The 12102-nt window shown below is 60.1% G+C and carries 11 protein-coding genes; 5 read left to right on the top strand and 6 right to left on the bottom strand.

Annotated features, from left to right (window positions below; all coding sequences use genetic code 11):
* Window positions 1-108: 108 nt before the first annotated feature.
* Window positions 109-759, bottom strand: coding sequence for a DedA family protein (locus tag ACZZ0A_RS24355; protein ID WP_007911141.1), 651 nt, complete (start codon window positions 757-759; stop codon window positions 109-111).
* Between the two features lie 207 nt (window positions 760-966).
* Here ACZZ0A_RS24355 and hemB point away from each other — a divergent pair, with 207 nt between their 5' ends.
* Both hemB and ppk1 read left to right on the top strand, forming a co-directional pair.
* Window positions 967-1980, top strand: coding sequence for a porphobilinogen synthase (gene hemB / locus ACZZ0A_RS24350; protein ID WP_007950076.1), 1014 nt, complete (start codon window positions 967-969; stop codon window positions 1978-1980).
* A gap of 18 nt (window positions 1981-1998) precedes the next feature.
* A complete protein-coding gene (ppk1, locus tag ACZZ0A_RS24345) occupies window positions 1999-4224 on the top strand; it encodes a polyphosphate kinase 1 (protein WP_007911143.1) in 2226 nt (741 codons plus the stop codon).
* 257 nt (window positions 4225-4481) lie between these two features.
* On the opposite strand, the gene ppx is transcribed toward ppk1, so the two are convergent.
* The 5 genes from ppx to ACZZ0A_RS24320 form a co-directional block, all read right to left on the bottom strand.
* Complete coding sequence (gene ppx, locus ACZZ0A_RS24340; RefSeq protein ID WP_007911145.1) at window positions 4482-5984, bottom strand: exopolyphosphatase; 1503 nt, start codon at window positions 5982-5984, stop codon at window positions 4482-4484.
* A gap of 220 nt (window positions 5985-6204) precedes the next feature.
* Complete coding sequence (locus ACZZ0A_RS24335) at window positions 6205-6942, bottom strand: amino acid ABC transporter ATP-binding protein (RefSeq protein WP_007911148.1); 738 nt, start codon at window positions 6940-6942, stop codon at window positions 6205-6207.
* Complete coding sequence (locus ACZZ0A_RS24330) at window positions 6929-7579, bottom strand: amino acid ABC transporter permease (protein ID WP_007911158.1); 651 nt, start codon at window positions 7577-7579, stop codon at window positions 6929-6931. Before ACZZ0A_RS24330 ends, ACZZ0A_RS24335 begins: the two co-directional genes overlap by 14 nt.
* Entirely contained in the window at window positions 7576-8244 is a 669-nt protein-coding gene (locus tag ACZZ0A_RS24325; protein ID WP_007911165.1) for an amino acid ABC transporter permease, read from the bottom strand. The genes ACZZ0A_RS24330 and ACZZ0A_RS24325 overlap by 4 nt, the downstream gene beginning before the upstream one ends.
* A 21-nt stretch (window positions 8245-8265) precedes the next feature.
* Window positions 8266-9051, bottom strand: a complete 786-nt coding sequence (locus tag ACZZ0A_RS24320; protein ID WP_007911166.1) for a transporter substrate-binding domain-containing protein — start codon at window positions 9049-9051, stop codon at window positions 8266-8268.
* Window positions 9052-9307: 256 nt separating this feature from the next.
* Between ACZZ0A_RS24320 and ACZZ0A_RS24315 the strand changes: the two genes are divergently transcribed.
* From ACZZ0A_RS24315 to rho, 3 genes are all read left to right on the top strand, one after another.
* Window positions 9308-10015, top strand: a complete 708-nt coding sequence (locus tag ACZZ0A_RS24315; protein ID WP_463543832.1) for a FadR/GntR family transcriptional regulator — start codon at window positions 9308-9310, stop codon at window positions 10013-10015.
* Window positions 10016-10135: 120 nt separating this feature from the next.
* Window positions 10136-10465: a thioredoxin TrxA gene (gene trxA / locus ACZZ0A_RS24310; protein ID WP_003206727.1), complete on the top strand. Its 330-nt coding sequence runs from the start codon at window positions 10136-10138 to the stop codon at window positions 10463-10465.
* 250 nt (window positions 10466-10715) lie between these two features.
* Window positions 10716-11975 (top strand): transcription termination factor Rho, encoded by a 1260-nt coding sequence (rho, locus tag ACZZ0A_RS24305; RefSeq protein WP_003229334.1) that lies wholly within the window; start codon window positions 10716-10718, stop codon window positions 11973-11975.
* The last annotated feature ends 127 nt before the right edge of the window (window positions 11976-12102 follow it).

The raw sequence follows: 12102 nt of genomic DNA, 5'->3' as shown, positions 1-12102 counted from the left end.
TGAGAACGCCGCTGGCGAACGGCAGTCCGCTAGCGCAGAGGGGGCAAATGATTGAAAGAGGCGGCCAGCCCGCGCTGTGCGCAGGGCTGTACGCCAGTCGCCAGCGAGTTACTCGGCTGGCGTCTTCGGTTCGGCAGGTTTGGCCACTTCGGCTTGACTCAGCAGTGCAGCTTTCGCGGCTTGCTCGTCGGCGTAGACCTGTTTGGCCAGCCGCGCATTCTTGAAGCGGCGGCGCAGCCACAGACCGACACCCAGCACCAGCAACGCACCCAGCACCCACAGCTCGTACTTCTTGATGCTGCCGAGCATGCCTTCCAGCACTGCACCGAAGTGGTAAGCGGCGGCGGCCAGCGCGGTCGCCCAGATCGCCGCACCGATGCCGTTGAGCAGCAGATAACGTCCCGGCGGATAACCCGACAGGCCGATCGCCACCGGCATCACCGTGCGCAGACCGTAAACGAAACGGAAGCTCAACACCCAAATGTCAGGATGCTTGCGAATGTGCTCCAGCGCGCGGTCGCCCATCAGCTGCCAGCGCGGTTTGCGCGCGAGCAATTTGCGCCCGTGTTTGCGGCCGAGGAAGTACCACAGCTGATCGCCGGCATAGCTGCCGCAGAACGCCACGACCACCACCAGGTTGATGTCCATGTATCCACGGAACGCGAGGAAGCCCGCGAGCACCAGGATGGTTTCGCCTTCGAAGAACGTGCCGAGGAACAAGGCAAAATAGCCAAAGTCATGCAGAAATTGTTGGAGCATTGTCTGGGTGCTGGCGAAATGAACGCGCAGCCTAACCCTTCGGACACATTCATGAAAGTGTCCAAATGTGTCTCGACGTGAACAATTCCTACACTGAGAATGGAATGCGGCTACACGTCACAGGTCTCACACAACTGTCATCTGTTCGTCATAATGGCCGTCTATAACTGTCACGCTCGCCCGTTTGCGCGGGCTCAGGAGTCTGCCGTGAGCTTTACCCCCGCCAATCGTCTGTTCCCTGCCACTCGCCTGCGTCGCAACCGTCGTGATGATTTTTCGCGTCGGCTGGTGCGGGAAAATGTGCTGACGGTCGATGACCTGATCCTGCCGGTGTTCGTGCTCGACGGTGAAAACCGCCGCGAAGCCGTGGCTTCGATGCCTGGGGTAGAGCGGTTGACTATCGATCTGCTGCTCGAAGAAGCGGCGAAGTGGGTCGAGCTGGGGATTCCGGCGCTGGCGCTGTTTCCGGTCACCCCACCTGAATTGAAGTCCCTCGACGCTGCTGAAGCCTGGAACCCCGAAGGCATCGCCCAGCGCGCCACCCGCGCGCTGCGTGAGCGTTTCCCGGAACTGGGGGTGATCACCGACGTTGCGCTTGATCCGTTCACCACCCACGGTCAGGACGGCATTCTCGACGAAGAAGGCTACGTACAGAACGACATCACCGTCGACGCACTGGTCCGCCAGGCCTTGTCCCATGCCGAAGCCGGCGCTCAGGTGGTCGCGCCGTCGGACATGATGGACGGTCGCATTCAGGCGATCCGCGAAGCGCTGGAAATCGCCGGCCACGTCAATGTGCGGATCATGGCTTATTCGGCCAAGTACGCCAGCGCCTATTACGGCCCGTTCCGCGATGCTGTCGGTTCGGCGTCGAACCTTGGCAAGGCCAACAAGGCCTCCTATCAGATGGACCCGGCCAACAGCGACGAAGCGCTGCACGAAGTCGGTGCGGACTTGTCTGAAGGCGCGGACATGGTCATGGTCAAACCGGGCATGCCCTACCTGGACATTCTTTTCCGGGTAAAAGATGCCTTCAAAGTGCCGACCTTCGTCTATCAGGTTAGCGGCGAATACGCCATGCACATGGCGGCGATCCAGAATGGCTGGTTGAGCGAGGCGGTGATTGTCGAATCACTGACCGCCTTTAAACGTGCCGGCGCTGATGGCATCCTGACTTACTTTGCTGTCCGCGCCGCTCAATTGTTACGAGAGCAGAAATAGCCCTCCCAGGAACATTCAATGAATACCGAAGGACTCACGGAAGTTGCAGTAAAAGAAGCTCAACCGGTGGTCGAGCAAATCACCGAAACCCCGCCGGAACTGGAGCCTGCGCCACCCGCGCCAGTCGCCGAACCTGTCGCGGCGGCGCCAGTGATTGCCATACCGGGCCTGGATGACAGCAGCCTGTACATCCACCGTGAGCTTTCGCAACTGCAATTCAATATCCGCGTGCTGGAACAGGCGCTGGACGAGTCCTATCCGTTGCTGGAACGCTTGAAGTTCCTGCTGATCTTCTCCAGCAACCTCGATGAATTCTTTGAAATCCGCGTCGCCGGTCTGAAGAAACAGATCACTTTCGCCCGGGAGCAGGCCGGAGCTGATGGCTTGCAACCGCATCAGGCGCTGGCGCGGATCAGCGAGCTGGTCCACGGTCATGTTGATCGTCAGTACGCGATCCTCAACGACATTCTGTTGCCGGAGCTGGAAAAGCATCAGGTGCGCTTCATCCGTCGCCGCCACTGGACGGTCAAGATCAAAACCTGGGTGCGCCGCTATTTCCGCGACGAGATCGCACCGATCATCACCCCGATCGGGCTCGACCCGACGCACCCGTTCCCGTTGCTGGTGAACAAGAGCCTGAACTTCATCGTCGAGCTGGAAGGCATCGACGCCTTCGGTCGCGACTCCGGTCTGGCAATCATCCCGGCGCCGCGCTTGCTGCCACGGATCATCAAGGTGCCGGAAGAAGTTGGTGGCCCCGGCGACAACTATGTGTTCCTGTCGTCGATGATCCACGCCCACGCCGATGACCTGTTCCAAGGCATGAAGGTAAAAGGCTGCTACCAGTTCCGTCTGACCCGAAACGCCGACCTGGCGCTCGACTCCGAAGATGTCGAAGACCTGGCCCGCGCCCTGCGTGGCGAGTTGTTCTCGCGTCGTTACGGTGATGCGGTGCGTCTGGAAGTCGCTGACACTTGCCCGAAACACCTTTCGGACTATCTGCTCAAGCAGTTCAACCTGAGCGAGAGCGAGCTGTATCAGGTCAACGGCCCGGTCAACCTGACGCGGCTGTTCAGCATCACCGGGCTCGACAGCCATCCGGAGCTGCAATACACGCCGTTCACCCCGCAGATCCCGAAGCTGCTGCAGAACAGCGAAAACATCTTCAGCGTGGTCAGCAAGCAGGACATCCTCTTGCTGCACCCATTCGAGTCGTTCACCCCGGTGGTCGACCTGCTGCGTCAAGCCGCCAAAGACCCGCACGTTCTGGCTGTGCGCCAGACCCTGTACCGTTCCGGCGCCAACTCTGAAATCGTCGATGCGCTGGTGGATGCCGCGCGTAACGGCAAGGAAGTGACGGCGGTCATCGAGCTGCGTGCGCGGTTCGACGAAGAGTCCAACCTGCAACTGGCCAGCCGTCTGCAAGCGGCCGGTGCGGTGGTGATCTACGGCGTGGTCGGCTTCAAGACCCACGCCAAGATGATGCTGATCCTGCGTCGCGAAGCCGGCGAGATCGTTCGCTACGCGCACCTCGGCACCGGTAACTACCACGCCGGTAACGCCAAGCTGTACACCGACTACAGCCTGCTGACCTCCGACGATGCCTTGTGCGAAGACGTTGGCAAACTGTTCAGCCAGTTGATCGGCATGGGTAAAACCCTGCGCATGAAGAAGCTGCTGCATGCGCCGTTCACCCTGAAGAAGGGCATGCTCGACATGATCACCCGCGAGACGCAATTTGCGCTCGACGGCAAACCGGCGCACATCATTGCCAAGTTCAACTCGCTGACCGATCCGAAGATCATTCGCGCGCTGTACAAGGCCAGCCAGTCCGGTGTGCGCATCGATCTGGTGGTGCGCGGCATGTGCTGTCTGCGTCCGGGGATTGCCGGGGTTTCGCACAACATTCATGTGCGCTCGATCATCGGCCGCTTCCTTGAGCACACCCGAGTGTTCTACTTCCTCAATGGCGGCGATGAGCAGATGTTCCTCTCCAGTGCCGACTGGATGGAGCGCAACCTCGACAAACGCGTCGAGACTTGCTTCCCGGTCGAAGGCAAAAAGCTGCTGACCCGGGTGAAGAAAGAGCTGGAGCTGTACCTGACTGATAACACTCATAGCTGGAGCTTGCAGTCGGATGGCCGTTACATCCGCAACACGCCGACCGGCAACCAGAACCCGAGGAGTGCGCAGGCGACGTTGCTGGAGCGCTTGGGTAGCCCCATCCTGCCGGTGAGCAGCTGAGGCGTTGAAAGTCAAAAGCCCCTCACCCTATCCCTCTCCCGAAGGGAGAGGGGACTGATCGAGGTGTCTCACGCTATACGCCGACCTGAGAAATCGAGTCGAACTCGGGTTTTGAAAAGTCCACAAATCGGCTCCCTCTCCCTCGGGAGAGGGCTGGGGTGAGGGGCATCGATCTCACGCACACCACTAAATCCCAGCCGAACACCCAATAAAAAAGGCGATCCAGAAGGATCGCCTTTTTTATGCCCAATCGAGGCTCAGTGGACCGTGAGCACAATCCCCACCCGCGTCAGCCAATCCGCCTCAAGCCCGAAATCCGCCTGAGTCAGCTGATTCTCATCCAGCCAGTTCTCCGGGAATTCCACATCCAGGGTGTTGCCCTTGGCGTGCAATACCACCTGCGGCATGGTCTGGGTGCCACGAATGTGGTGGAACAGGATCGCAAAGCGCAGCAGCACGCACAGACGGATCAGCTTGTCGCCGTCGTCACCGAAATCGGCAAACTTGTCCTTGGGAATGTTGCGGCGGTGGCCGCGCACCAATAGCGCGAGCATCTGTTGGTCTTCGCGGGAGAACCCGGCGAGGTCCGAGTGCTCGATCAGGTAGGCGCCGTGCTTGTGGTAGTGATAGTGCGCGATGTCGAGGCCGACTTCGTGCACTTTCGCCGCCCAGCCAAGGAGTTCGCGCCAGATGCCGTCATCCAGCTCCCAGTCCGCCGCCACCTGATCAAACGCGTGCAAGGCTTTGCGTTCAACTCGTGCGGCCTGTTCCAGATCGACGTGATAGCGCTCCATCAGCGAGGTCAGGGTGCGTTCGCGCACGTCTTCGTGATGATGGCGACCGAGCAGGTCATAGAGCACGCCTTCACGCAGGGCGCCGTCGCAGTGATCCATGCGTTGCAGTTCGAGGGCGTCGAAAATCGCTTCGAGAATCGCCAGACCTGCCGGGAAGATTGTCCGGCGATCCGGCTTGATGCCTTCAAAATCGATCTTGTCGACGTCACCGAGCTTGAACAGACGACGCTTGAGCCAGGCCAAGCCTTCGGCATTCACTTCGCCGGTGCCGTGGCCGCCAGCCTTCAGGGCCAGGCCGATGGCGCGGATGGTGCCCGAGGAACCGATGGCTTCATCCCAGGTCAGGCGATGCAGGGCATGTTCGATGCTCATGATCTCCAGCCGCGCCGCCGTGTATGCCTGGGCGTAGCGGGCCGGGGTGATCTTGCCGTCCTTGAAGTAGCGCTGAGTGAAGCTGACGCAGCCCATTTGCAGGCTTTCGCGCAGCAGCGGTTCGAAGCGCTGGCCAATGATGAACTCGGTGCTGCCGCCGCCGATGTCGGCGACCAGACGTTTGCCCGGGGTGTCAGCGAGGGTGTGCGAGACGCCGAGGTAGATCAGACGTGCTTCTTCACGACCGGAAATCACTTCCACCGGGTGACCGAGGATTTCTTCGGCGCGATGAATGAATTCGAGGCGGTTGCGCGCTTCGCGCAGAGCGTTGGTGCCGACGATGCGCACGGCGCCGAGCGGCATACCGTTGATCAGTTGGGCAAAGCGTTTGAGGCAATCGAGGCCGCGCTGCATCGATTCTTCGTTGAGCTTGCGCTCGTCGTCGATGCCGGCAGCCAGCTGAACCTTCTCGCCAAGGCGCTCGAGAATGCGGATTTCGCCGTTCTGGGCCTTGGCCACGACCATGTGAAAGCTGTTCGAGCCCAGGTCGATTGCGGCGATCAGGGACAGATTCTTGGCTTGGGATTGCGGCATGGTCAGGGGGTCTCGGTCGATAACCCCGACATCGTGCCACGATCAAACGCTGGCGCCAACGCACACGGTTCAAACCGCCGGAGCGCGCACCCCGAACCTGATCGTTCCCACGCTCTGCGTGGGAATGCCTCACTGTACGCTCTGCGTCCGCTTTTGGGACGCTCTGCGTCCTTGGCTGCATTCCCACGCAGAGCGTGGGAACGATCAGGATGAGGCGGATTCAGGCTGTTGCTTCAACTGTGCCAATAAAGTTCGCCAGCTCCGCCGTCTGCGGATTGGCAAACAGCACCTTCGGATCCCCCACCTCATGCACCTTGCCGTGGTGCATGAACACCAGTTTGTCGCCGACCTCGCGGGCAAAGCGCATTTCGTGGGTGACCATGATCAGTGTCATGCCTTCCTTGGCCAACTGGCGCACCACGCTGAGCACTTCATTGACCAGTTCCGGGTCGAGCGCCGAGGTGATCTCATCACAGAGCAACACTTTTGGCGACATTGCCAACGCCCGGGCAATCGCCACGCGCTGTTGCTGGCCGCCGGACAAGCGATCCGGGAAGGCATCGAATTTTTCCCCGAGACCAACCCGTTCGAGCATCTCGCGCGCCAGTTCCGCAGCCTTGGCCTTCGGCACTTTCTGCACCACTTGGGGCGCGAGCATGACGTTTTCGCCCACGGTCAGGTGCGGGAACAGGTTGAACTGCTGAAAGACCATGCCGACCTTCTGCCGCAAGCTGCGCAAATCGGCGCGGGCAGCGTCGAGGTATTCGCCGTCGACTTCGATCACGCCGTCGTTGATCGACTCCAGGCCATTGAGGGTGCGCAGCAGGGTGGATTTGCCCGAGCCGCTGCGGCCGATGATCGCCACCACCTGGCCTTCCTCGACGCTGAGGTCGATACCTTTGAGTACGTGGTGATCGCCGTAGTATTTATGCAGGGCGGAAATTCTAAGCAGAGGCATGCAGTCTCCTTTCCAGGTAGCGCGCACTGAGGGACAACGGGTAGCAGAGCAGGAAGTAACCGAGGGCGACGAGGCCGTAGACCATGAACGGTTCGAATGTGGCGTTGGCGAGCATGCCGCCGGTCTTGGTCAATTCGGTGAAGCCGATAATCGAGGTCACGGCAGTGCCTTTGACCACTTGCACCGAGAAACCCACGGTCGGCGCCACGGCAATGCGTAGCGCTTGCGGCAGGATCACGTAGCGCAGTTGCTCCAGCGGATTGAGCGCCAGACTCGCCGAGGCTTCCCACTGGCCATTGGAGATCGACTCGACGCAGCCGCGCCAGATCTCTGCCAGATAGGCGCTGGTGAACAAGGTCAGGGCAATCGCCGCGGCCATCCACGGCGAGATTTCGATCCCCGCCAAGGCGACACCGAAGAACACCAGAAACAGCTGCATCAACAGCGGCGTGCCCTGGAACAGTTCGATCCAGGTGCGGGCAATGCTGCTCGACACAGAGTTTTTCGAGATGCGCATGATCAGGATCAGCAACCCGACGATCCCGCCGCCAATAAACGCCACCAGCGACAACGCCAGCGTCCATTGCAGGCCGACGAGCAGGTTGCGCAGGATGTCCCAGAAAGTGAAATCGCTCATGCGCGGCTCCTGCTGATGTAGCGCCGGCCGATCCAGTTCAGCAACTGGCGGATCAGCAGCGCCATGCACAGGTAGATCAGCGTGGTCAGCGCGTAGGTTTCAAAGGCGCGGAAGTTGCGCGACTGAATGAAGTTGGCGGCGAAGCTCAGCTCTTCGGTGGCGATCTGCGAACACACCGCCGAGCCGAGCATGACGATGATGATCTGGCTACTCAGCGCCGGCCAGACCTTGCCCAGCGCCGGCAGCAGGACCACGTGGCGGAATGCCTCGAAGCGCGTCATCGCCAGCGCCGCAGCGGCTTCCAGTTGCCCGCGCGGAATCGCCTGAATGCCGGCGCGGATAATTTCCGTCGAATAGGCTCCGAGGTTGATCACCATCGCCAGCACCGCCGCTTGCCACTCGGAAATCTGCACGCCCAGCGACGGCAGGCCGAAGAAGATAAAGAACAACTGCACCAGAAACGGCGTGTTGCGGATCAACTCGACGTAGACGCCGAAGATCGCCGAGAACGGGCGGATGTTCCACGCCCGCACCAGCGCCCCGACAATCCCGACGCCGACCCCGAGCAACGCACCGATGGCCGTCAGCTCAAGGGTGAACAGCGCCCCGCGCAGCAACAGGTCGGTGTTTTCCACCACCGGCATGAAATCGAACTGATAAGCCATGAAGGTCTCCCGCGCAGTCGATCAGAGATCGGCCGGCAGCGGCTCTTTCAGCCAGGTCTGCGAGTTCTTTTCCAGGGCGCCGTCAGCCTTGGCGGTGGTCAGGATGTCGTTGACCTTGGCCAGCAGCGCCGCTTCGTTCTTGTTCACGCCGACGTAGACCGGCGAATCCTTGAGCTTCACTTTCAGCGCCGGCACACGCTTCGGGTTCTTTTCACTGATCGCGACCATCACCACGTTGCCGCTGGCGATCAGGTCGACTTGCCCGGCGAGGTAGGCGGCGATGGTCGAGTTGTTGTCTTCGAAGCGCTTGATGGTCACGCCTTCCGGAGCGACTTTGGTCAACTCGATGTCTTCGATGGCGCCACGGGTAACGCTGATGGTTTTGCCCTTGAGGTCGTCGAGGCTGGCGATCGCCGCGTCTGGCGGGCCGAACACGGCGAGGTAGAAGGGGGCGTAGGCGCGGGAGAAGTCGATGACTTTCTCACGCTCCGGGTTCTTGCCCAGGCTGGAGATCACCAGGTCGACCTTGCCGGTGGTCAGGAACGGGATGCGGTTGGTGCTGTTGACCGGGGTCAGTTCGAGTTTGACCTTGAGCTGGTCGGCCAGCAGTTTTGCGGTGTCGATGTCCAGGCCGCGCGGCTTCATGTCCGGGCCGACCGAGCCGAACGGCGGGAAGTCCTGCGGTACGGCGACTTTCAGCGTGCCGCGTTTGACCACGTCGTCGAGACCGTCGGCGTGGGCGGGAGCCTGGCTGAGCAACAGAGAGGAAAACAGGGCGGCGAGGAGGGCGCTGTAACGCTTGGTCATGGACAATCTCCGGATCGGCGAGAAGTGATTTCTGCGTTCGGACAGAGCACGGGCCGTGCCAATACGCGGTTTTCGCCCCGGCAGGCCATGGTTTTAGCGGGTTTGTTCGGTCTTACTGGTCTGAACAGTCAGGTTGTTTTTCGCACTGCCATGGCGCACCGGCGTGGTTCGCCGAACCCCGCTGGGGCACGACTTGCCGGACTCGCCGAATAGCTTTACAACTAGCCGCACATTGGCCTGGCGCGTCCGAAAAACCATGAATTCGATTTCCCGTGCGGTACCCGAAGTGGCGCTGCAAGCGATCCGCAAACTGATCACCGAACAGGGTTTCGGTGCGGGTGATGCTTTGCCTTCGCAGCGGGACCTGGCGCTGCAACTGGGCGTCAGCCGGGCGTCGTTGCGTGAGGCGTTGTCCTCGCTGAGTGCGTTGGGTGTGGTCAGTATTCAGCCGGGCAAAGGCGTGTTCGTGCAGTCGCCAGTGGAATTGTCGCGCGGCGATAGCGCGCCGGGGTGGTCATTTGCGGCGCAAGCGTCGCCGCTGGATATCTTTCAATTGCGCTATGCGCTCGAAGGGTTTGCCGCCGGGCTGGCAGCGGTGACGTTGAGTACTGTCGATCTGGATGCGCTGGAAGACAATGTCGCGGCCATGCGCGAGCAATTGAAGGCTGGCGACTTTGAGGCTGCGGCGAAACTCGACTTCGAATTCCACCGCCGCATCCTGCTGGCCAGCGGCAATCAGGCGATGTTGAGCATCCTCACCGCCAGCGCCGAGATGTTCCTGGAGAGCCAGAAACTACCGTTCATCCGCGCCGAACGTGCGATGGAAACCTGGCAGGAGCACCGCAAGATCCTGCGCGCCCTCGCACGTCGGGCGTCCGGCGCTGCGCAAAAAGCCATGCAGGAACATGTGCGCAACGCGGCCCTGCGCACCGGAATTTCCTTCATTGCCCCCGCCACGGCGTGACTTGAGCTATACCCAAACTCATCGAGTGCCATAGCAAGACTCAATCAACTGCGGCTTCCTGAACAGGGGAAGGGCGGCTATGATGGGCCACGTTTTTTTGCTTACAACCTGGAGAATTCCATGAGCAGCGATCTTATCAAACACGTTAGCGACGCTAGCTTCGAAGCCGACGTACTCAAGGCCGAAGGCGCTGTCCTGGTCGATTACTGGGCTGAATGGTGCGGTCCATGCAAAATGATCGCTCCGGTTCTGGACGAGATTGCCGAGACTTACAAAGGCAAGCTGACCGTTGCCAAACTGAACATCGACGAAAACCAGGAAACCCCGGCCAAGCACGGCGTGCGTGGTATCCCGACGCTGATGCTGTTCAAGAACGGCAACGTTGAAGCGACCAAAGTCGGCGCCCTGTCGAAGTCGCAACTGGCGGCTTTCCTCGACGCCAACATCTAAGCGTCGCTGTAAAGTGCCTGAAAAAAAGCCCCGCAAAATAGCGGGGCTTTTTGCGTATTCAGGGCTAGACGCTCCGAAACTCAGGTGGTACATTCGGCCCCGCACTGGTTTCTCCATTGCCCCCTGCTAGCCGTCGCCGACGCACTCCTTTTCGAATTAGTTCGCGATCCTGTCGCCTTCTCCGCGGCGCGGCCTCATTAAGCCAAAAGCTTAATTTCCCCCCCTCCATAAATGATTACGTCATTCCTATATGAATCTGACTGAACTCAAGCAAAAGCCGATTACCGAACTGCTCGAATTGGCCGAACAGATGGGCATAGAAAATATGGCCCGTTCGCGCAAGCAGGACGTGATTTTCTCCCTGCTGAAAAAGCACGCGAAAAGCGGCGAGGAAATCTCCGGTGATGGCGTGCTGGAGATTCTCCAGGACGGCTTCGGCTTCCTGCGCTCCGCTGACGCTTCCTACCTGGCCGGCCCGGACGATATCTACGTCTCGCCAAGCCAGATCCGCCGTTTCAACTTGCGCACCGGTGACACCATCGTTGGCAAGATCCGCCCTCCGAAGGAAGGCGAGCGGTATTTCGCCCTGCTCAAGGTCGACACGATCAACTTCGATCGTCCCGAGAACGCGAAAAACAAGATTCTCTTCGAGAACCTGACCCCGCTGTTCCCGACCGTGCGCATGAAGATGGAAGCCGGTAACGGTTCCACCGAAGACTTGACCGGTCGTGTAATCGACCTGTGCGCCCCGATCGGCAAAGGCCAGCGTGGTCTGATCGTTGCACCGCCGAAAGCCGGTAAAACGATCATGCTGCAAAACATCGCAGCGAACATCGCCCGTAACAACCCTGAAGTTCACCTGATCGTGCTGCTGATCGACGAGCGTCCGGAAGAAGTAACCGAAATGCAGCGCACCGTGCGCGGCGAAGTGGTTGCCTCGACCTTCGATGAGCCGCCGACCCGTCACGTGCAGGTCGCTGAAATGGTGATCGAGAAGGCCAAGCGCCTGGTCGAGCACAAGAAAGACGTGGTGATCCTGCTCGACTCCATCACCCGCCTGGCCCGTGCCTACAACACCGTGATCCCGAGCTCCGGTAAGGTCTTGACCGGTGGTGTCGATGCCCACGCCCTCGAGAAGCCGAAACGCTTCTTCGGTGCTGCGCGTAACATCGAAGAAGGCGGCTCGCTGACCATTATCGCCACCGCGCTGGTTGAAACCGGCTCGAAGATGGACGAAGTGATCTACGAAGAGTTCAAGGGTACCGGCAACATGGAACTGCCTCTGGATCGCAAGATCGCCGAGAAGCGTGTGTTCCCGGCCATCAACATCAACCGCTCCGGCACCCGCCGCGAAGAGTTGCTGACTGCCGACGACGAACTGCAGCGTATGTGGATCCTGCGCAAGCTGCTGCACCCGATGGACGAAGTGGCTGCCATCGAGTTCCTGGTCGACAAGCTGAAGACGACCAAGACCAACGACGAGTTCTTCTTGTCGATGAAGCGCAAGTAATACGCAAGCCGTTTGAAAAAAGCGTCCGAAAGGGCGCTTTTTTTTGCCTTGAATTATTTGTATCTGGATTGAAGTTTGCGCGGCTGATAACTTCGCGCCTTCAAGGGATTTTGTATCCAGAACAGGT

It is taken from the genome of Pseudomonas sp. AC242 (assembly GCF_979258655.1).
The sequence above is the reverse complement of the archived record's forward strand: the minus strand, read 5'-3'. Positions and strand labels throughout refer to the sequence as shown.